Annotated in this window: 13 protein-coding genes; 9 read left to right on the top strand and 4 right to left on the bottom strand. The window is 54.0% G+C overall.

Going from position 1 to position 21,209, the window contains the following annotated elements; genetic code table 11:
• Positions 1-54 precede the first annotated feature (54 nt).
• Positions 55-1,023, top strand: a complete 969-nt coding sequence (gene cysK, locus K0H79_RS07685) for a cysteine synthase A (protein WP_220067491.1) — start codon at positions 55-57, stop codon at positions 1,021-1,023.
• 100 nt (positions 1,024-1,123) lie between these two features.
• On the opposite strand, the gene K0H79_RS07680 is transcribed toward cysK, so the two are convergent.
• The gene (locus K0H79_RS07680; protein WP_220077857.1) at positions 1,124-1,786 is read right to left on the bottom strand and encodes a TetR/AcrR family transcriptional regulator; all 663 of its coding nucleotides are present in this window, start codon (positions 1,784-1,786) and stop codon (positions 1,124-1,126) included.
• 275 nt (positions 1,787-2,061) lie between these two features.
• On the opposite strand from K0H79_RS07680, the gene K0H79_RS07675 reads away from it, so the two are divergent.
• The 4 genes from K0H79_RS07675 to K0H79_RS07660 all read left to right on the top strand — a co-directional run bounded on the left by K0H79_RS07675 (position 2,062) and on the right by K0H79_RS07660 (position 9,957).
• Entirely contained in the window at positions 2,062-4,323 is a 2,262-nt protein-coding gene (locus tag K0H79_RS07675) for an aminotransferase class V-fold PLP-dependent enzyme (RefSeq protein WP_220077856.1), read from the top strand.
• Positions 4,324-4,516: 193 nt separating this feature from the next.
• Entirely contained in the window at positions 4,517-5,596 is a 1,080-nt protein-coding gene (locus tag K0H79_RS07670; RefSeq protein ID WP_220077855.1) for a methyltransferase, read from the top strand.
• 115 nt (positions 5,597-5,711) lie between these two features.
• A complete protein-coding gene (locus tag K0H79_RS07665; protein WP_220077854.1) occupies positions 5,712-6,722 on the top strand; it encodes a TDT family transporter in 1,011 nt (336 codons plus the stop codon).
• 535 nt (positions 6,723-7,257) lie between these two features.
• On the top strand, positions 7,258-9,957 hold the full coding sequence (locus tag K0H79_RS07660) for a TonB-dependent siderophore receptor (RefSeq protein ID WP_220067486.1): 2,700 nt from the start codon (positions 7,258-7,260) through the stop codon (positions 9,955-9,957).
• Positions 9,958-10,194: 237 nt separating this feature from the next.
• Here K0H79_RS07660 and yfcC read toward each other — a convergent pair whose 3' ends face one another.
• Positions 10,195-11,757 (bottom strand): putative basic amino acid antiporter YfcC, encoded by a 1,563-nt coding sequence (yfcC, locus tag K0H79_RS07655; protein ID WP_220077853.1) that lies wholly within the window; start codon positions 11,755-11,757, stop codon positions 10,195-10,197.
• A 347-nt stretch (positions 11,758-12,104) separates the two neighbouring features.
• Between yfcC and K0H79_RS07650 the strand changes: the two genes are divergently transcribed.
• Positions 12,105-13,019 carry a LysR substrate-binding domain-containing protein gene (locus tag K0H79_RS07650; RefSeq protein WP_220067484.1) on the top strand — a complete coding sequence of 305 codons (915 nt, stop codon included), beginning with the start codon at positions 12,105-12,107 and terminating at the stop codon, positions 13,017-13,019.
• A gap of 6 nt (positions 13,020-13,025) precedes the next feature.
• Here K0H79_RS07650 and focA read toward each other — a convergent pair whose 3' ends face one another.
• The gene (gene focA, locus K0H79_RS07645; protein ID WP_220077852.1) at positions 13,026-14,669 is read right to left on the bottom strand and encodes a formate transporter FocA; all 1,644 of its coding nucleotides are present in this window, start codon (positions 14,667-14,669) and stop codon (positions 13,026-13,028) included.
• Between the two features lie 878 nt (positions 14,670-15,547).
• Between focA and K0H79_RS07640 the strand changes: the two genes are divergently transcribed.
• The 3 genes from K0H79_RS07640 to pflA all read left to right on the top strand — a co-directional run bounded on the left by K0H79_RS07640 (position 15,548) and on the right by pflA (position 20,620).
• Positions 15,548-17,113, top strand: a complete 1,566-nt coding sequence (locus tag K0H79_RS07640) for a DUF3360 domain-containing protein (protein WP_258405493.1) — start codon at positions 15,548-15,550, stop codon at positions 17,111-17,113.
• A 396-nt stretch (positions 17,114-17,509) separates the two neighbouring features.
• On the top strand, positions 17,510-19,792 hold the full coding sequence (gene pflB / locus K0H79_RS07635) for a formate C-acetyltransferase (RefSeq protein WP_220077851.1): 2,283 nt from the start codon (positions 17,510-17,512) through the stop codon (positions 19,790-19,792).
• An 87-nt stretch (positions 19,793-19,879) separates the two neighbouring features.
• On the top strand, positions 19,880-20,620 hold the full coding sequence (gene pflA, locus K0H79_RS07630; RefSeq protein ID WP_220067481.1) for a pyruvate formate lyase 1-activating protein: 741 nt from the start codon (positions 19,880-19,882) through the stop codon (positions 20,618-20,620).
• A 57-nt stretch (positions 20,621-20,677) separates the two neighbouring features.
• Here the strand turns inward: pflA and yfbV are convergent, their stop codons facing one another.
• On the bottom strand, positions 20,678-21,121 hold the full coding sequence (gene yfbV, locus K0H79_RS07625) for a terminus macrodomain insulation protein YfbV (RefSeq protein ID WP_220077850.1): 444 nt from the start codon (positions 21,119-21,121) through the stop codon (positions 20,678-20,680).
• Positions 21,122-21,209 lie beyond the last annotated feature (88 nt).

Below are 21,209 nucleotides of genomic sequence, written 5' to 3'. Positions count from 1 at the left end.
CGGCGTAACAGCGATTATGCTTAAATGCGATAAAGTCACAGGAGCTGCATTCCCATGAGCAAAATCTTTGAAGATAATTCATACACGATTGGCAATACCCCCCTGGTGCGTTTGAACCGCGTCAGCAACGGCAAGGTGCTGGCCAAGGTTGAAGCACGTAACCCCAGCTTCTCTGTAAAGTGCCGCATCGGCGCCAACATGATTTGGGATGCCGAAAAGCGTGGTGTGCTGACCAAAGACAAGGAACTCATCGAACCAACGTCCGGTAACACAGGTATTGCGCTGGCCTACGTGGCAGCGGCCCGTGGTTACAAGCTGACCCTGACCATGCCCAACACCATGAGCCTGGAGCGCCGTAAGCTGCTCAAGGCACTGGGTGCCAACCTGGTGCTGACCGAAGGCGCCAAAGGCATGAAAGGAGCTATCGAAAAGGCCGAAGAAATCCGTCAATCTGCACCGGAAAAATACGTTCTGCTGCAGCAGTTTGACAACCCTGCCAACCCGGAAATCCACGAAAAAACCACAGGCCCCGAGATCTGGAATGATACCGACGGTGCCGTTGACGTGGTGGTGGCCGGTGTGGGTACCGGTGGTACCATCACAGGTGTGAGCCGCTACATCAAGAAGGCACAGGGCAAGGCCATAGTGTCTGTGGCTGTTGAGCCTGTAGACTCACCGGTGATCAGCCAAACACTGGCCGGTCAGCCAGTACAGCCTGGTCCACACAAAATTCAGGGTATCGGTGCCGGTTTTATTCCTGGCAACCTTGACCTTGAGCTGATTGACCGTGTTGAAACCGTCAGCAACGAAGACGCCATCGAAATGGCCCACCGCCTGATGAAAGAAGAAGGCATTCTGGTGGGTATTTCTTCCGGCGCTGCCGTGGTTGCCGCCAACCGCATCGCTGCCCTGCCCGAGTTTGCCGACAAAAACATCGTGGTAGTGCTGCCGTCAGCTGCCGAGCGGTACCTGTCTTCTGTACTGTTCCAGGGTCAGTTTGGCGATCAGGAAAACGTGCAGTAACAAGCACCGGTAAATGTCTTACGATGGGTTGTTCATTTGGCAACCCACACAAAAAAGCCCGCCCCCAATAATTTGGGGGCGGGCTTTTCACATAAAGTCGTTATGCAGAAATCGCGGCGAATTGGGATTCGAGCAGGGACGTCACGGCGCTCTTGCACTCTTCTTCGTCCCATGGCCGCACTGTATAGCGATACTCCAGCAGCCTGATAAGTCCCAGCATCTGACACGCCAGCGCCCGCGGCGCACTGGCACCGATTTGACCGAAAAAGCCCATCATGGGGCCGAAAATGGCATCATCGAGTGCGACTATGGCCTGGGCCAGCGCTGGGTTACGCAGCGCCTCTTCATGGAAAGCCAACTCAAGTAACCGCCCTTCCCTGTCTTTGGCATGGCCCTTGATGTGCTCGCAAACAAAGCCGCCCAGCATGGCCACCAATTGCGCCCGGCGACTGCGGTCTTTAAGCGAGGCCGCGTTAAACTCTCCCAGCGCGGCAAAACTCCGCTTTTCCAGGGCCAGATTGGCCGCCATGGTTTTTTCCACGTGAAATGTCAGGGCATCGTGGATCAATTCTTTGATATCACTGAAGTAATACGTGGTTGATGCCAGTGGAACCTGGGCCATTGAGGCCACCGCCCGGTGGCGTACTCCGCGGATCCCTTCGGCCACTATCAGCTTAAGGGTAGCCTCGAGAATGGCAACTCTGCGGGCCTGGCCATCACTGCGACTCGCTTGCCGGCCGATATAAAGTAAGGGTTGTAACATTCGCGCTTCCTGACGTTGGGCCTCACCGCCTTTGTTTTTAAAAGCTATCACCTTTACTGCCTGCATTAAATTCCTGTTTTGAATATTAAAGGGTGATTGCATCCCGCGGTTTATGGCTATTTCCGTGCAGTTCGGCTGCCACAATGGCCCACTGCCGAGGCTTATACCAATTTCGACAAGCCATCTTGTCGTTACACTAAAAACTGCTAATATAATCCATAAGAATTTCATATAACCAATAATTATAACAATTCAACACGAGCACAGAAAAAGCCATGAGCCAGTCAAAGCCGTTGATCTATCTCGACGCCAACGCCACCACTCCCGTATTACCCGCCGCTGCCAAAGCCGCCATGGATGCCATGGAGCATATCTACGGGAATCCCTCCAGCAGCCATATTACGGGTCTGCAGGCCAAAGCCCTGATGGAACAAACCCGCGCAGCCGCCCGCAAACAACTGGGTTCCGGTGCAGGTAAACTGGTGTTCACCAGCGGTGCAACCGAAGGCATCCAAACCGCCATTTTGTCTGCACTGGTGGCAGCCAGGGACAAGGGCGTCACAGCAGGGGCCTGCTTACTGTATGGCGCCACCGAGCACAAGGCCGTTCCTGAATCCCTCAAACACTGGAACAAGGTCCTTGGCATCAATGCCGAGGTGCTGGCGATTCCGGTGGATACCCAAGGTCGTCTGGATATGGCGTTTATCCGCGACAAGGCCCCCAACGCGCTGCTTATCTGTACCATGGCGGTGAATAACGAAACCGGCGTGTATCAGGATCTGAATGCCCTTTCACACTGCATCAGACAGGCCAACCCCACGGTCTTCTGGATGGTCGACTGCGTGCAGGCACTGGGAAAACTCGCTATCGATTTGGCCTGCAGCGGCATTGACTACGCGCCCTTCAGTGGCCATAAACTCTATGCCCCCAAAGGCATTGGCATGCTCTATATTCGCGACGGCGCTCCCTTTACACCCTTTATCGCCGGTGGTGGTCAGGAAGGCGGATTGCGTTCAGGCACCGAAAACCTGCCGGCCATGGCGGCGCTCAAAGTAGTGCTGGATATGCTCAATGGTGATGCCCAGGAGCGCTTTGAGTCCAAGGAAACCCTCAAGGGCTATCGTCTCAAGTTGCTTGCGGCACTTGAGCAAGCCTTCGGCGAAGTGACGCTGAACCACAGCCTGGAAAACACAGTTCCTACTACCCTGAACTTTGCTATTCCGGGCTTTTCCAGCAAGGAAATCATGGATCTCTTTGATGCCGCCGGGATCCGTGTCAGCTCAGGCTCTGCCTGCAGCTCTAAAGTCACCCGCAGCTTTGTGCTGGATGCCATGGGATTGCCCCGCTGGCAGAGTGAATCGGCTATTCGCCTGTCATTTGGCCCGGCCATGACAGCTGCCGAACTGGATGCCGCCTGCGAGCGTATCGTGACCGCCGCGTCCTCCCTGACCCATTCCTGTTTGCTCACCCGCGACTCCCGCAGCAGCGAAGCAGACCGCGAGCCGCTGCAAGGCCTGGTGCAATTTAAAGACGACGGTGCCTGCTGCTGGGTGTACACCGATAAAGACAGCCGTGAAACCCTGATAGTTGACCCGCTGCCAGCCCTGAAACACCGTTTGCTCAATCTGGTTCGTTGTCAGGAACTCAAGGTGGTGGCCGTGCTGGATACCCATGGCCATGGCGACCATCAGAGCATACGTACCGAGCTGACCGGCGAGCTTGGTCTCACAGAAACGTGCGATCACCTGGGCTGGCCTTTGAGCAGTAAAGGCCAGATGTGGCATGACGAACAGGTAAAGCGTCTGGTGCTTGGAAACCAGACCCTGATATCACTGCCAAGCCCCGGTCACACAGACGACAGCCACAGCTTTATCATGCTGGACGATGCTGACACACCTCAGTTTGCCTTTGTGGGCGATACCGTGTTGCCGGGCAGTATTGGCCGCAGCAACTTCCCATCCTCTTCCAGCGTGGCACTCTTCCATACCCTCAAGCGTCTGTACCGGGTGTTGGGAGACCAGAGCCTGCTGCTGTCTTCCCATGATTACCACAATGATTTCTTCACTAATTTTGGCGTCGAACTTAAACAGTCAGCGCTGCTAAAGGACGTTCTGACCGGCGCATTGGATGAAGCAACCTTTGTTGCCCGTAAAGACGCCATGGATGCAACTCTTCAGGATGTGCAGGGTGAAACCATCATGTGCGGTGCCTATGGTCAGTGCCAACAGGCTAAAGGGGTCGAAGAATACAGTGTCGATACCCTGGAGCAGTTGCTTCACAGCAATCCAGAGGCTTTGGTATTGGATATCCGTGAACCTCATGAGTACCAGCTATCCCATCGTGAGAGCCGCTGCGTTAACGTCCCCCTCACCCGCCTGGCCGGGTTTGTGGCGCGGGAGCCTGATGCCCGCAGTCTCCCCCTGGTTTTGATTTGCCGCAGTGGCAGTCGCTCACTGGTGGCAGCAAGGGCTCTCGAGCGTTTCGGTTTCAGCGCAGTTGCCCACGTGGCAGGGGGTTATGCCTTAAGTCAGCGCTGATTGGGCTGATGGCATGAAAACAGCAAAAAAGCGCCTGTGGGCGCTTTTTTTTACTTTCGCGACATGAGCTGCCGCCCACTGTTGCAATCAAGGACACCAAGGCCAGGGCTTTTTTACCCAAGCCTTGGCATAGATCATAAGCCAGGCCAGCAAAGCCTGATACAAATGGCCTTTTTGAATTCAGGGCCGAGCTATGCCTTTCTATTCCAAGCCAAAAGCGCTGCATGCATTCGATGCCAAATGTGAAGCGCAGAAAATCGCCTTTGCTCCTATCAGTTTCCAGGCCGCGCGCTGTCTGCTGCGCTTTGGTGTCCTTGATGCCATAGACCAGACCGGGGGCGCGAGCGTTGCGGAAATACACCAGAAGATCCAGTTTGCCGGCGAGCCATTATCCCCGTATGCACTCGGTGTCTTGCTGGACATGGGACTCAGTATGGGTTTGTTGTGGCACGAAGACGGCAAATATCAACTGGACAAAACCGGCCATTTTTTACTCCACGATGGCATGAGCCGGACCAACCTCGAGTTTGTGCATCATATTTGTTATCAGGGCATGTTTAAGCTGGAAGAGTCATTACTGAGCGGCACCCCGGCCGGACTGAGTCAGTTTGGCGATTGGGACACCCTGTATCCTGCACTGTCATCCCTGCCCTTGGCGGCAAAAGAAAGCTGGTTCGCCTTCGACCACTTCTATTCAGACCATGCCTTCGACAGCCTGTTGCCTCTGGTATTGGCAGATAAGCCCGCGCATCTGGTCGATATCGGCGGTAACACCGGCAAGTGGGCCAGGGCCTGCTGCGGTTATCAGGCAGACCTCAAAGTCACCATCATGGACTTACCTCAGCAACTTGCGCTGGCTAGCGTGGCCTGTGCGGAGGCGGGCTTTGCCGAACGCATCCATTATCACCCGGTGGACTTACTTACCGAGGCTCCGAGTTTTGTCCAAGGCGCAGATGTGTACTGGATGAGTCAGTTTCTCGATTGCTTCAGCGAGGCGCAAATCCGCGCCGTGCTCAGCCACACCCGCGAGGCCATGGGCAGGGACAGCCGTCTCTATATTCTGGAAACCTTCTGGGATAAGCAGCCCAATGAAGCATCCGCCTACTGTGTGAATGCCACCAGTCTCTACTTTACCGCCATCGCCAATGGCAACAGCCGTATGTACCACTCCAGTGTGTTTGAGCGCCTTATCGCTGAGACCGGGCTCGCTATCAGCTGGCAAAAGCACAATATTGGCCTGGGCCATACCCTGCTTTGTTGCGAGATTAAATAATACTTACCTTACGATTAATAACATTCAAATATGATTACCATAGCACCCACCTTAAACTGTTTTCACCCAGGGACCGATTCAGGTTCAGGAACTGACTGTTTATGAGGAGTGCTATATGAACCGGCAATCCATGCAAACCAACCCGACACAGGGCGCCTTTGAGACGGGGCTGCATAAACGCCTCCACGCAAGCGCGGCCAAATTGCCCAGTCCACTGGGGGGGCTGGCACTGGCCATTGCCAGCCTGGGCTGGACGCTGGAGAATGTCCTTCCCTCAGCAAACGGGATGGCCCAGCTTGCGGGCAGCCTGCTCGGTGCCATTTTGCTGATGGCCCTGACCATCAAGTTTATCCTTCACCCCAAAATCCTGGCCGAGGAGCTGGCCCATCCGGTGTTGGGCAGTGTTATCCCCACCTATGCCATGGGATGGATGGTGGTGTCCCGCTGTCTTGGTAATTATGTTGCCGGCGCAGGTGAGTTGCTGTGGTTATTGGCCGTGGCCGCACACCTGGGCTTTCTGACCGTCTTTAGTGTTCATCGCTGCCGTAATTTTTCTCTGGATAGCATGGTACCCAGCTGGTTCGTGCCCCCCATTGGCATCATAGTGGCGGCGGTGGCCTTTCCTCCCCATGGCCCAAGAGTGCTTGCAGAGGCTCTGCTGTGGTTTGGTATGCTGGCCTACCTTGTGATGCTGCCAGTGATGCTGTACCGGCTTATTTTTCGCGCCGCAGTGCCCCAGGCCGCTCAGCCAACCCTGGCGATTCTCGCCGCCCCGGCAAGCCTGTCATTGGCGGGTTACCTGAGCCTTATCCCCGAACCTTCGGTGGTAATAATAGGTTTATTGCTGACCCTGGCAGTGCTGATGACCAGTATCATCTATCTTGCCTTCTTCCATTTGCTGCGGTTGCCCTTCAGCCCGGGGTTTGCGGCCTTTACTTTCCCCATGGTCATTGGCGCCACGGCTCTGTACAAAACCCACGATTGGCTGGCTGGCCAAGGGTATGTCAGCAAGCTGACTCAGGGGCTGTCACATCTGGCAAATCTTGAGCTGACTGTCGCTGCGGCAGTGGTACTTTTTGTGAGCGCAAAATATCTGGCTTTCTACTTCAAACAGCACAAAAGTTAATATTTGAGCAGATTAATTCAATCAAATTTATTAACAACTCCCCAAATGATATTTGTTAACAAATAGGAGTATTTAAAATATTCCGAGGTGGAGCCGACAAAATATACAGAATAGCGACCCTTATATACTTGAAAAAATCTCTCTTTTTGCAGATTTTTTGCTCTTACACATTTTTTTAATTATGACAATTTGTTACTTTTCATTGCGATTTAAAGGAATTTATATCTTCGTAAACACACTAAAAATACGATAATGAAACCTTTATTAAATAATAAAAAACCTTTTATTAACACCTGAAACCATTTAAACCAAAGCCAACGTTCACAAAACGTCACATTGTTTTATTTGTGTTATTTTTTGGTTTTATTTTTGGTTTATATTCATAAACTTCTAATACTTTAGCTCTGTGTTGCACATGTAAATTCGGTGTGGTTATATCTCCAGCCAGACGAATTTCGATCACGGATTTAATTAATTTGTATCGGGATATCGTCCTATAAAAAGCAAAACACATTTAAGTGTCAGGGAGATTATCATGCTCGTTAACAACACTCTGGCCAAAGCGGTACGCTTTGCGCTGATCGGTGGTGCTGCTTCTGTAGCTATCACCAGCGCTACCGCCTTTGCCGAAGAAGCCGATGGTGCAAAAGTAGAACGCATCGAAGTAACAGGTTCACGTATTAAGCGTACCGATCTGGAATCAGCAACGCCTGTTACCGTTCTTAGCTCTGAAGAAATGGCCAAGCAAGGTTTCACCACTATTCAGGACGCTCTGGAAAGCCTGACTTCTACCACAGGCGCCATGACCACTCAGTCTGTGCACGGCTTTACTCCAGCCGCTTCTTCTATCAGCCTGCGTGGCGCCGGTGCCAGCCGTACTCTGACGCTGATCAACGGTAAGCGTCTGAACCAGTATCCAAAGCCAGCCGGCGGTACTGACAACTTCGTTGACACGGCCAACCTGCCAATGGAAGCCGTAGCCCGTATCGAAGTACTGCAATCCGGTGCTTCTGCCGTATACGGTGCTGACGCCGTAGGTGGTGTGGTTAACATCATCCTGAAAGACGATTTCGAAGGCGTTGCCCTGAAATACCGTCACGGTGACACCACTGAGGGTGGTGGCGGTTCAGATCGTATCGCCCTGTCTCTGGGTGCCTCTTCTGACCGTGGTAACGTGTCTACCTTTATCGAATTCACCGATAACGAGCGTCTGAGAGCCTCTGACCGTGAAGTATTCGGTCTGCACACTGATAAAGTGCCTTACAGCGAATACTCTGCCTACAGCTCTTACGGTGCCCGTATCGCCGGTGGTCCAAAAGGCAACACCTTTGCCGGCAGCATCCCAATGGAGCGCTGTATTGCTGAAGGTTACCTGTGGGTAGCCGAGAAGAACCTCTGTGGTTTCGACCGCTCTGCGTGGCGCGATCTGGCACCGGAAAGCAGCCGTTTCATCAGCTCAACCAACTTCACCTATGAGCTGTCTGACGACCTGTCTTTCGTAGGCCGTATGGATTATGCCAAGGCACAGTCCACTACCCGCATCGAACCAATGGGTATCGACAACTACACAGTAACTGTAGCCGGTGACCAAATCACCCTGGGTGTTGACCTGGATCCAAGCCTGACCAAGAGCTTCAACAAGACCACTGGTCTGGGCGGTGACTTTGCTGATGCTCCCGATGGCGAATACTACTATGTTCGTCGTCTGCACGAGTTCAGCAACCGCAGCGGTGAAACCAACACCCAAAACTTCTTCTTTACCGCTGGTCTGGAAGGTGTGATTGCCGACAGCTACAACTGGGATGCGTCTGTTAACTATGGTCGCACTGAACTGGATATCTTCAGCTCAGGTTACGCCAGTGTAGGCAGCATGTTCAGCTACCTGTCTCAGGGTGAGAACGGTGTTTCTGCCCTCAAGCCTATGACTGCCGCTGAAGTAGCCAGCGTGGCTTACTCTCCATTCGAGCGCGCTCAGTCTACCCAGAAAAACGTACAGGCCAACATCTCCGGTACTGCGTTTGAACTGCCAGCCGGTGACGCTGACTTCGCTTTCGGTGCTGAATACACCAAGCAAGACTACGAAACTGACACAGATTCTGAGTCCAAGAAAGGTAACATCCTGAGCCGCGGCGGTTCATCAGGTGCCGGTGAGCGTTCTTACTGGGCAACTTACCTGGAAATGCGTCTGCCAGTTCTGGAAGATCTGGTTGTTGATGCCGCTGTACGTTATGACCGTTACTCAGACTTTGGCGGCAACCTGACTCCTCAGGTAGCTATCGAGTACCGTCCAATGGACGAGCTGCTGGTACGTGGTACCATCGGTAAGGTATTCCGCGCCCCAGACATGCACCGTGTATACGGTGATGCCACCAAGGGCTTCGCCACTGTAATCGACTTCAAGAAGTGTCAGGAACTGGGCGGTTCTCCAGGTAAGACACATCCTGATGCCACCATCAACACAGTGTGTAACGAACTGCACATCGACTCTACCACCGGTGCCAACAAGGACCTGAAGGCTGAAGAAGGCTACACTGCCAACATCGGCGCGGTATGGGGCGGTGAGAGCCTGAACGCCTCTATCGACGTGTGGGAATGGAAACTGGATGACATGGTGAGCGATATCAGCGCCAGCAAAGCTGCCCGCGAATACGAAACCTATGCCAACATGATCACCCGTGATGAGACCGGTACCATCACTCACATCAACGCCGTTGCCCAGAACCTGGCTTTCCAGAAAGTTCGCGGTATCGACGTGACTGCCGGTTACGGTTGGGATATCAACGAGTTCGGTGAACTGAAACTGAACTTCAACGGTTCTTACCTGCTGAAGTCTGAAGGCCAGACCGATCCTACCGCTGCGGTAGATGACGATCTGGACGATGGCGGCCTGCCACAGTACCGCGCCAACATGGTGCTGAGCTGGTTCATCGAAGACTTCGAAGCCACTGTGGGTGCCTACCACACTGCACGCATGCACGGTTCTTCTTACAAGTCATTCAAGTCTGACAGCCCTGAGTTCAACGAAAGCGATTATGAAGTTGCTTCTCAGACCAAGTGGAACCTGACTGCCGGTTATAACATCACCGACGGTATCAAGGTTAAGGCCGGTGTTGTGAACCTGTTCAACGTAGGTCCTAACTTCGACCCAACTGACACCTCTTGGCCACACTACCCACGTTCCGTGTACAACGCGCGTGGTCGTGAGTGGTTCGTAGAAGGCGAAGTGAAGTTCTAATCGACGCTGAGTCCTGAATAAAAACGGCACCCGTGGGTGCCGTTTTTTTTATGTGCTTTGATAGGTTCAATGCCTGAAAGCGCGCTATTCATGTTGCCTGGTTGTTAGTCATAGGCTTACAGGACTTCAGGAATTAGACCTGTAATCAGACAGCTGGCGTTAGATAGGCAGCCGCGCTTAGACTGCAAACTGCGGCGCTTAAATCACCAGTCACCAGAGCGAAGCGGCATTTTTCCGTCAGTTGAAGCCGAGGTAATGTGCCCCAATTACCATCACACTGGCGGCAATCAGCAGCAACAGCATAAAGCGCCAGATAAATTTCACCCAGGCGCTGAATTCAACCCGGCATACCCCCAGGGTTGCCATCAAAGAGGCCGATGTAGGCACCAACACATTGGTAAAACCATCACCCAACTGAAATGCCAGCACAGCCACCTGACGGCTCACGCCGACGATATCGGCGAGCGGCGCCATCAAGGGCATGGTCAGCGCCGCCTGGCCAGAGCCTGAGGTCACAAAGAAGTTGAATACCGACTGAAACAGCAACATAAACCAGGCCGACAGCGCATCGGGTAAATGCCCGATAAAGCCGCCTGCAGCCGAGAGAATACTGTTGAGCACCGAAGGCTCTGTGGGGCCGCCCTTGCCAAGCAAAATCAAAATACCCGCGGCACTGCCCACCAACAAACAGGGCTCCAGCATGGTGGCTGCACCATCTTTAAAGGCCCTGGCCATGCCATTGAGGGTGAGGCCGTTTAAGTTAAAGATCACTGCAATCAAACCGGCAACCAGCCCCATGGTGAAAAATTGGCTGGCAATCTCAGGGATAAACCAGTGTTTGGCTACCACGCCCCAAATCACCCACACCATGGTGGCGATTATGGTGGCGAGCACCAAATAATCACCCAGATTAAACCGGCTGTTGCCAGCATGGTTTTGGTCGTCACTGCCCTGCTGGGCCTGTCTGAAGTGGGTGTCGGTGGCATAGCTGTATGACAACGCCGGCGCTGCCTTGATTTTACGGGCATAAATCATGGTAAAAGCGATGCCAAGCAGGGTAAAACCTATCCACATGGGGATACGCACCGCTGCGCCCGAGAGCACGGGAATACCGGCAATCCCCTGGGCAATGGCCACACTGAAAGGATTCATCCAACTGGCACCGAAGCCCACCTGGGTAGCCACATAGGTCACCATCACTGTGGTAATGCCATCATAGCCAAGACGTATCATTAACGGGCAGATGATGATGGCAAAGGCAATGGCCTCTTCCCCCATGCCGAACACGGCGCCGCCGAGGGAAAACAGGCTAAAGAGCACGGGAATAAACAAAAACTCCCGCCCCTGGGTGTGATGAATAAGCCGCAATATGCCGTTATCTATGGTGCCTGTGGCCATCACAACCCCGAAGGAGCCGCCAATCACCAGCATAAACATGATTACGCCAACGGCACTGCCCCATTTGTCGCCGGATACCAGGCCTTCAAACATGTAGTTGAAGAAGCCTTTACCCTGAGGGTCGAAGGCAGGGATCGGTGCCAATTTCGGCTCACCCTGTTCATCGAGGTCGTAACGGAACGAATCCGGGTCGACCACCTGACGGGTTTTCTCCACCCCGTCCTGCACAAAGGCCACTGTCTGGGTATCAAAAGACCCCACTGGCACCAAATAGGTCATGAGTGCGGCAAAAAGCGCCACAAAAAATATGATCACCAGGGTGTCCGGCATCACCCAGGTACCCGTCCGGGGCGGTGGCGCAATGGCAGTGGCACTCGGTGAAGGGTCAGGTCTGGTCGTCATCGTCTGTACTTATCCAGTTAATCATCCACGAATACATTACATATCCATGAACGCATTGAAACGAAAGGCGCTGACTATACCTCAAAAGCCTTTAACTGTCCTTAACACCGCCCACACCAACAAGGCTCAATAATTTTTTATGCGGTTGAATAAAAAGTAAAAATATAAAGCCACATCACGATTTCCAGGCAGTAGATATCGGCGCCACAGTCTCTGTGGCAGAAAGCCCACGCCCAAAGTGTGCGCCGGGCTGCAGAATTCAAAAACTCTGCCATGGGCCATTTAAGGCAAGGCCGCGCGCCTTATAGAATGACAGGAAACCATCAATTCCTCTGATAGCTGCTGTCATGAAATACACCCTCAAACAAATGTCGGTATTTGATGCTGTCGCCAGTCTCGAAAGTGTGTCCGGCGCAGCCCGTAAACTGTCCATGACCCAGTCCGCCGTCAGCATGTCGCTGCAACAACTGGAAAGCTTGCTCGGCAGGCCGCTCTTTATCCGTCAGGGAAACCGGCTGATGTTGAGCCATTGGGGACACTGGCTCAGACCCCGCGCCCGCAAGCTGTTGGCCGATGCTCAACAAATTGCCATGGGACTGCACGACCAGCACCTGCTATCCGGCAGTTTGTCCATGGGGGCCAGCCAAACGGCGGCTGAACACCTGCTTGGGGATCTCATCAGCCGTCTTGATAGCGACTTTCCACAAATCCATATTGAGCTGATGGTCGAAAACACCGAAAACGTTATCACGGCGGTGCAGGAGTATGAGGTGGACTTTGGCATCATCGAAGGGCGCAGCGACGATGCCCATTTGGTGTTGGAGCCCTGGCTTGACGATCATCTGGTGGTGATTGCCGCGCCCCACCATCCCTACGGCAAGTACGGCAATGTCAGCCTGTCACAGCTGGAGCAGGCCAAATGGGTACTGCGGGAACAGGGCGCCGGAACCCGGCGCATTTTCGATGCTGCTATCCATGGCAATCTCGACAGATTAAACGTATGGCGGGAGTATGAGCAGGTACCTGTGCTGAAGGCGCTGGTAAAAAATGGCCCCTACCTCAGTGCACTGCCCTATTTGGATGTGGAGCGGGATGTGGCAGCCGGGCAACTCATTATCCTGTCAACGCCCAAACTGAACATGAAGCGCCAGTTGTCTTTCGTATGGCGCGCCGATGCCACCGAAAACCCGCTGCGTGACTGTGTAATATCCGAAGCAAAAAGGCTCGCGCGCCACAGGCACACGAGCCAGGAGAAAGTCTGAAAGGAGTTATTCGGGGACTTTTTCTCTGACACTTTGCAGCAATCGCAGCAAGGCATCACGGTGAATGACGCCCTTTAGCACCCCGGCGTCCACCACCGGCAAGGTTGCGGGACTGGCTGCCACAGCGCCCCTCAGACGCTCTTCGTAGGCCTGATATCCCGTTCCCAGCCAATGCCCTTCGCCCGTCACCGGAAAGAGCCGCTGCCTGTCGACCACCCAGTATTCAAGCACGGTCAAAAGCGGCTCATCTGCAGCGACTGTATGCAGCACTTTTTGCATCATGTCCCCTACCCGGTAACTGCCATCGGCGGCAAACTCCTCCGCCCACAGGCCCCGCATGGCGTCCTGGGGTGCGAGCATTCCCACAAGGCGGCCACCGTCGGCCACCACAGGACAGGACACGCCACCCGCACTTTCCATCAGTGCCAACGACTGCCACAGGTTCATATCTGGCGTTAAGGTGACAGCTGGCTCCAACAAGGCGGAAACGGTAAGGGTATTCAGGTGTTTATTCATCATGGTTTGCTCCAACGATAAGGGTGACGCTGCCGCAGGATGAAGCCCATCGGGCAGTGGTGTCAGACAAGGTGAACTGGGTGTGGGTTTTAAATGCGTGTTGGTGAACCGGCTTGGCTGCCCGGAATGGCGGAGGTCTGCCGGAGCACCATCGGCAACAGATACGCAGGCTTCGGTGGTAACCAAACTAAGCCCTGCCCCAATATTGGCAGCGGTAGCAGAGACAGAGTGCGCCGAGCGCTCTCCCAACCTGTGCACGCCCAGGAGCCCCATCCCCACCAGCACAGCGCCGCCAACGATGTTGCCGAGGGTGACGGGCAGCAGATTGAGTTGCAGCATGTTGGCGGGTGTCAGCTCAGCAAGCCGCGCCGGCTCAATGCCATGGGTAAGCAATAACGTATCCGGGATGTGCTGAGCCAGCATGCCGGCAAGAGGCAGCAAAAACAGGTTGGCAATACTGTGCTCAAAGCCGCTGCTCACAAAAAGCGCCACCGGCAGCATCAGGAGCAGCGCCCGGGTGCCCGGATTAGCACTGAGAAAACTGAGCCAAACCCCAAGGCAAACCAAAAAGTTACAAAGTACCCCCAGGAAAAACGCCTCCCACCAGCCGTGGTGCAGCTTGTGAAGTGCCGTGGATATCAGATTAACCCCCCACAGCCCACCATCGAGTTGCCACACTCCCGCAAGCAGCACCAATACGGCCAGACTCAGCGCCCCCAAGGCGTTGCCACAATAAACGCAAAGCCAGCTTTTAAGCAGGGTCGATAACCGGGCCGAGCCCTGAACCCAGGGGATGGCGGTCAGCACTGTGCCCGTAAAAAGCTCCATTCCCAGCAGTACCACCAACATCAGCCCCAAACTGAAGGCGAGCGCACCGGCGAGACGCACCATGCCCCATGGCGCGCCGGCGCTGCCTGTGGTCACCGTCAGGTAAAAGACAAACCCCAGACCGATGAAAATCCCTGCATACACGGCCTCGGCAAACCGTTGCCGCTGTCCCTTGGCAAGCTTCTTTCGGCTTGCATAACAGATATCGGCCATCAGGCCGCCATCGCGTGTCCCGGGCGGTGTCGCGCCCTTGGTTGAGCGCGGCGGCGCCAACGGCGTTTTACGCTGGTGGAGATGAGTTGGCATATCTGGCACCCATATCAATAAAAAGTTTCTGTACCAACAGCTTGGCTGCTGCATTGCCCCAAATGTAGCAAGCAGCAACCATGAGCAATATCGAATACTTTTGATGCTGGATATCAGTTTGTTTGATGGAAAGAGATTGAAAGCGACTTTTTGAACAAGACTGAGTGTCAGTCAGAACACTCGGTAGTCGCCAAAGTCACAAAGTTCACAGAAATAAAGCCAAGAAGTTGAAAATAAATGAAAAGTGCAGAGTTTGGGTTTTCAATTACATCCGTGGCCTGCACGGGCTCGTGAGTGAACCCAGACATGTGAAGCACCTGGCAGTGAAACAAGCCGGTCATGCCGGGATGGCACCTCCGGAATAATCACTCCCAAACCGGTGAGCAGAGCCTTGAAGCAGTGCGCAGAGCTTTTAAGGTAAAAAGGTGGCAATAAGCCAGACTAGCTGACGCGGGATAATTGATACTCAGGTAAAAAGCCGGTGTTCTTCCCTACGTCGGCCCTGCGGCTGCGCCTGGTTGCGGGTGTTACCCCCTGAAACCCTCTCCCCTACGCAATTATTGTGCCCCAGTGCAATAGACTGCATGGCCCAACATCCAGCTATGTTAGCTGTGTCGCAAATCCGTCATCAGGGTGCTTCAGAAAGATTGATAGTTGATGAGAGGCTATAACGGCTGTGGTAACATTTTTAACAGGTAAATTGGTATGACCAATTTGAGCAGATTTTAGGACCCCGGGTTTGGGGTGGTAAAACAGACGCGTTTTTACCATCTAAACCGTTTCTGACAGGCTTTTTACGACAGTAACAGGCCAGAGCAACAAGGATGCTTTCAAAGCTGGTCAAGCAGGCTCAACACGCTGTTGTTTTGGGGATTAACATGTCAGAAACAGCATATCAACCTGAGGCCATCGGCCTCACCGAGACCGACACGGCCACCAGCGATAACGCGGAAAAAAGCTACCGCGAGCTCCATCGTCCTGCGTCGGAGTTTTCATCCCGTGAAGCCTATCTGGATCATGAACTGAAAATCATGAATCCCAGACGCTGGGGCCTCAACCTGCCCGGTCGTGACTTTAACTTTGAATGGGAAGATTTGGTTCCCGCCATTGCCGGCACCATCGGCATTACCGTGATGTATTCTGCCGTGATGGCGGCCTGGGCCTCGGGTCTTACCGAGCGCTGGGATCACATTAACCTTGGTGCCGACTTTATCATCTCTGTGGTGCGGGTCGAAATGCTCATTCCCGCCCTGCTCTTCTGTATCATCAGCTCCGGCTTTATCAATCCCCGCGCCAACCTTGGCGGTAACCATGGCCCCATGATCCCGCTGATTGGTGCCATCGCGCTGGCCGGTGCTCACCCACTGGCACTGGCAATTCTGTTGGGGGTATTTGGTCTCTTGCTGTCCTTCTTTAAAGGGGGGTCGCGGCTGGTGAATCTTACCAGCAGCGGGGTCGCCGGGGGCCTATTGGTGTTCCTCGGTTTTATGGGGGCCAAGAGCCAGATTGAATCCTTGTTCAGCTGGGCTGGCGGCCTCGAAGCCAAGCACGCGCTGGATTACTCCTTAGGCTATGTCGCCTTCTTTATTCTGCTCGCCAACGTGGTGATTTACGCCCTGCTTGCCAAGTTCGGAAAACGCTGGCTCGCCATTCCACTGTGCTCCATTGCCGCCATTGTGATGGCCTTTGCCCTGGGCGCCGGACTTGATCTTAAATTCACCACGGCCCCCGGTTTACCCAACCTGAACCCTGTGTACTGGTGGGGCTCTACCGAAACCGGCTGGCAGCTTGGCCTGCCCAATATGCAGCACTTTATCGCATCTCTGCCCTTTGCCATTCTGGCGGTTGCCATGTGGTCCCCGGACTTCCTCGGCCACCGTATTTTCCAGGAGCTGAACTACCCAAAGGGCGCGGAAAAAGTACTGATGGACGTGGATGACACCATGACCACCTGCTCACTGCGCCAAATGGTGGGTACTGCCGTGGGCGGCGGTAACATTACATCGAGCTGGGGTACATATATGATCCCGGCCGCCATCGCCAAGCGTCCTATTCCTGCCGGTGCCATTTTGCTGGGTAGCCTGTGTATTATCGTGGCGATTGTAGGTTATCCGATGGATCTGACCACCTGGCGTCCAGTGATGTCCATTGCCCTGCTGGTAGGTGTATTCCTGCCGCTGCTGGAAGCCGGTCTGCAGATGGTGAAAGACAACCAAAGCAGCCAGGCTGCCGGGATCTGTATCTTCGGTTCGTTCGTGGCCAACCCTGTGCTGGCCTGGGCACTGACCATGCTTTTGGACAACAATGGCCTGATTGGTGACAAAGAGCGTGCCGCCAACCTGTCATTCGTTGACCGGGTCGTTATTCCCGGGCTCGCGTTCGTTATCTGCCTTGCCGCCATGCTGGCCGTGGGCATGATTGAAGGCATTCCAGCGCTGCTGTAACACTCATGCATAAGATAAAAAAGGGGCAAATGTGCCCCTTTTTCTTATTGTGCTTTCATGGTCTTGAGCGCTATCTAATATGCTGAGCAAGGTGAATTTCAGCGTTATCTGATGCCAACTTGTCATTGCCGGTTAAAAACTGCTAACTCGGTAACAATTTTCGCATTAATCGCCTTAATCTCGAACGCTTTTGGATGCGACCCTATGGGGCTTATGTTAATATGCAAATGGACAATTGGTCTTACCAATTAAATTGGAGATTGGTAAGGCGTTCACGGAATCCACCGGAAAGTCTTCCGGGGTCCTGGCTTCATCAGGGGATGTTTCGCCGGGATGTAACAAGACTCACAAGGGGAAACATCCCCAACCCTTTTCTCAAATAGAAGGTGAAGTACGATGACCGATAAAACTGAGCTGTTCCAAACCGCGTGGGAAGGATTCGTTCCCGGTGATTGGAAGTCCGATGTCAATGTACGTGACTTTATTCAGACCAACTACACCCCCTATGAAGGTGACGACAGCTTCCTGGCCGGTCCCACCGCCGCTACCAACGCCCTGTGGGCCAAGGTAATGGAAGGTATCAAGGAAGAGAACCGCACCCACGCGCCGCTGGATTTTGATACCGACAAGGTATCTACCATCACCTCCCACGATGCCGGTTATATCGAAAAAGCGCTGGAAACCATTGTTGGTCTGCAAACCGATGCGCCACTCAAGCGCGCCATGCTGCCAAACGGCGGTATCCGTATGGTGGAAAGCTCCTGCGCCGCCTACAACCGTGAACTGAATGCCGACATCAAGTATGTCTATTCTGAGCTGCGCAAGACCCACAACCAGGGCGTATTCGACATCTATACCCCGGAAATCCTTGCCTGCCGTAAATCCGGCGTACTGACCGGCCTGCCCGATGCCTATGGCCGTGGCCGTATCATCGGTGACTACCGCCGCGTGGCCCTGTACGGTATCGATTACCTGATGGCCGACAAACTGAAGCAATTCACTTCGCTGCAATCCCGTTTTGAAGAAGGTGAAGATCTGCAGGCCACCATGCAGCTGCGCGAAGAAATCGCCGAGCAGCACCGCGCCCTGGCTCAGATGAAGGAAATGGCCGCCAAATACGGCTACGACATCTCTGGCCCTGCCAAAAACGCCCAGGAAGCCATCCAGTGGACCTACTTCGGCTACCTCGCCGCGGTGAAGAGCCAAAACGGTGCCGCCATGTCACTTGGCCGTACTTCCAGCTTTATCGACATCTACATTGAGCGCGATCTGAAAAACGGTACTCTGACCGAAGAGCAGGCGCAGGAGATGATTGACCACTTCGTGATGAAGCTGCGTATGGTGCGCTTCCTGCGTACCCCTGAGTACGATGAGCTGTTCTCCGGCGACCCAATCTGGGCCACTGAATCAATCGGCGGCATGGGTCTCGATGGCCGTACTCTGGTCACCAAGTCCAGCTTCCGCTTCCTGCACACCCTGTACAACATGGGCCCAAGCCCTGAGCCAAACATCACTGTGCTCTGGTCTGAAAAGCTGCCAGAAAACTTCAAAACTTTCTGTGCCAAGGTGTCCATCGACACCAGCTCCATCCAGTACGAAAACGATGACCTTATGCGTCCGGACTTCGAGTCTGACGACTATGCCATCGCCTGCTGCGTGAGCCCCATGGTGGTGGGTAAGCACATGCAGTTCTTCGGTGCCCGTGCCAACCTCGCCAAGACCATGCTGTATGCCATCAACGGCGGTGTGGACGAAAAGCTGAAAGTGCAGATAGGTCCTAAATCTGAGCCTATCACCAGCGAATATCTGGACTATGACGATGTAATGAGTCGTCTGGACAACCTGATGGAATGGCTGGCGACCCAGTATGTCTCCGCGCTCAACGCCATTCACTTTATGCACGACAAGTATTCATACGAAGCCGCGCTTATGGCACTGCACGACCGCGACGTGCGCCGTACCATGGCCTGTGGTATCGCCGGTCTGTCGATTGCTGCCGACTCCCTGTCTGCCATCAAGTACGCCAAGGTGAAGCCGGTACGTGACGAGCAAGGCATCGCCGTTGACTTCGAAATTGAGGGTGACTATCCCAAGTTCGGTAACAACGATGCCCGCGTGGATGATATCGCCTGTATGCTGGTTGAAGGCTTTATGGCCAAAATTCGCAACAAGAAGATGTACCGCAACGCCATCCCAACCCAGTCTATCCTGACCATCACCTCCAACGTGGTGTACGGCAAGAAGACAGGTAACACCCCCGATGGCCGCCGCGCCGGTGCACCTTTTGCCCCGGGTGCCAACCCAATGCACGGCCGTGATGAGAAAGGCGCCATCGCCTCACTCACTTCAGTGGCCAAGCTGCCCTTTGCCCACGCACAGGATGGTATTTCTTATACCTTCTCTATCGTACCCAATGCCCTGGGTAAGGATGAAAAGGCCCGTGAACGCAACCTGGCAGCCCTGATGGACGGTTATTTCCGCCACAGTGAAAGCCGCGAAGGTGGCCAGCACCTGAACGTGAACGTGATGAACCGTGAAATGCTTGAGGATGCCATTGCAAACCCTGACAAGTATCCACAGCTCACCATCCGTGTGTCTGGTTATGCAGTGCGCTTTAACTCACTGACACCAGAGCAGCAGCAGGATGTGATCACCCGCACCTTTACTCAAGGTTTGTAATTCAGGCGCTGGTAATTCACCGGTCGCTAAAGGACAATTGTGGCTCGCCACAATTGTCCTCAGTTTCAGCCAATCCCAGGAGTTTCAATGACAGTCACAGGCAGGGTTCATTCAGTGGAATCCTTCGGCACAGTGGACGGTCCCGGCATCAGGTTTATCACCTTTATGCAGGGTTGTCTGATGCGCTGCCAATACTGCCATAACCGTGATACCTGGGATTTGGATGGTGGCAAGGAAATGCAGGTCGATGAGCTGATGAGTCAAATCCTCAGCTATCGACCTTTTTTGGATGCCAGTGGTGGCGGTGTCACAGCCAGTGGCGGTGAGGCCATACTGCAGGCCGGGTTTGTGGCCGAGCTCTTCAAGGCCTGCCGCGCCGAGGGCATTCATACCTGTCTGGATACCAATGGTTTCGTGCGCAAGTACACGCCCGCCATTGATGTACTCTTGGACAACACCGATCTGGTGCTCTTGGATATCAAACACATAGATGATGCCAAACATCAGGATTTAACCAAGGTCAGTAATCATCGCACCCTGCAGTTTGCCGAATACCTCGCCAAACGCGGCCAGAAAACCTGGATCCGTTACGTGGTCGTCGCCGGGTTCACCGAAGATGTAGAAAGTGCTGAAAAACTGGCCGATTTTATCGCGCCCATGGGCAATGTGGAAAAGGTGGAACTGCTGCCCTACCACGAGCTGGGCAAGCACAAGTGGGAGGCCATGGGTGAGGAGTATCCGCTCAAGGGTGTTCATCCGCCCACCGCCGATACCATGGAAGCCATCAAGGCCGTGTTTACCCGCCGCGGACTGACCGCGACTTATTAAGACGGTTACAGCGGAATACTCGCAGTTACCGAGGTACTCGTTGAGCCTTGAAGAGGCTCAAAGCTCGTCCCAGTAACTTGCATCGAGTCGGTCGAAGGCTATCTTCAAGAGATTGGCCATATCGAGGTAGCAGGCCTTGGCGCCAAGGGGAATGTAAGCCACGCCTATGGCTTGAAGTCGTTCCTGCACTTGGTTGCCAAAGCTTAACAGAGACAATGGCAACGGATGACGGGCACGCTGCCCAAGCCACAGCATGCCCTGGAGTGGCAGACTGAAGAAAAACAGGCCAATGGCAATCGCCTGAGGCAAAAATGCCCAGCCATGGAGATAAATTTGGCTGGCTGCCGCCAAGAGTGCGAAAGGCGGCATAAAACGTATGGCGAGGGACGTTGCCTTAACGACGCGATATTCCGGGAAAAAATACCCCAGAGGTTTCGCCATCGGCCAGGCCTTCATATAACGATGGCCATCTCGCAGGGTGGAAAACAGCTGCAATTTCATCAACCCGGGAACCTATCGACAACACAGACTGCTTTAACCTTAGCACAAAGGCAGTCGGCTTCCCAAGCGTGGCTCAGGGAAGCAGATG

Source organism: Shewanella sp. FJAT-52076 (genome assembly GCF_019457455.1).
GTDB classification, from domain to species: Bacteria; Pseudomonadota; Gammaproteobacteria; order Enterobacterales; family Shewanellaceae; genus Shewanella; species Shewanella zhangzhouensis.
This window is presented reverse-complemented; position numbering and strand designations above follow the sequence as displayed.

Coding starts and splice junctions, on each gene's coding strand:
- K0H79_RS07680 (WP_220077857.1), bottom strand. CDS start 1,786: ATGTTACAACCCTTACTTTATATCGGCCGGCAAGCGAGTCGCAGTGAT.
- yfcC (WP_220077853.1), bottom strand. CDS start 11,757: ATGACGACCAGACCTGACCCTTCACCGAGTGCCACTGCCATTGCGCCA.
- K0H79_RS07640 (WP_258405493.1), top strand. CDS start 15,548: ATGTCAGAAACAGCATATCAACCTGAGGCCATCGGCCTCACCGAGACC.
- pflB (WP_220077851.1), top strand. CDS start 17,510: ATGACCGATAAAACTGAGCTGTTCCAAACCGCGTGGGAAGGATTCGTT.
- K0H79_RS07670 (WP_220077855.1), top strand. CDS start 4,517: ATGCCTTTCTATTCCAAGCCAAAAGCGCTGCATGCATTCGATGCCAAA.
- K0H79_RS07675 (WP_220077856.1), top strand. CDS start 2,062: ATGAGCCAGTCAAAGCCGTTGATCTATCTCGACGCCAACGCCACCACT.
- focA (WP_220077852.1), bottom strand. CDS start 14,669: ATGCCAACTCATCTCCACCAGCGTAAAACGCCGTTGGCGCCGCCGCGC.
- cysK (WP_220067491.1), top strand. CDS start 55: ATGAGCAAAATCTTTGAAGATAATTCATACACGATTGGCAATACCCCC.
- K0H79_RS07665 (WP_220077854.1), top strand. CDS start 5,712: ATGAACCGGCAATCCATGCAAACCAACCCGACACAGGGCGCCTTTGAG.
- K0H79_RS07650 (WP_220067484.1), top strand. CDS start 12,105: ATGAAATACACCCTCAAACAAATGTCGGTATTTGATGCTGTCGCCAGT.
- pflA (WP_220067481.1), top strand. CDS start 19,880: ATGACAGTCACAGGCAGGGTTCATTCAGTGGAATCCTTCGGCACAGTG.
- yfbV (WP_220077850.1), bottom strand. CDS start 21,121: ATGAAATTGCAGCTGTTTTCCACCCTGCGAGATGGCCATCGTTATATG.
- K0H79_RS07660 (WP_220067486.1), top strand. CDS start 7,258: ATGCTCGTTAACAACACTCTGGCCAAAGCGGTACGCTTTGCGCTGATC.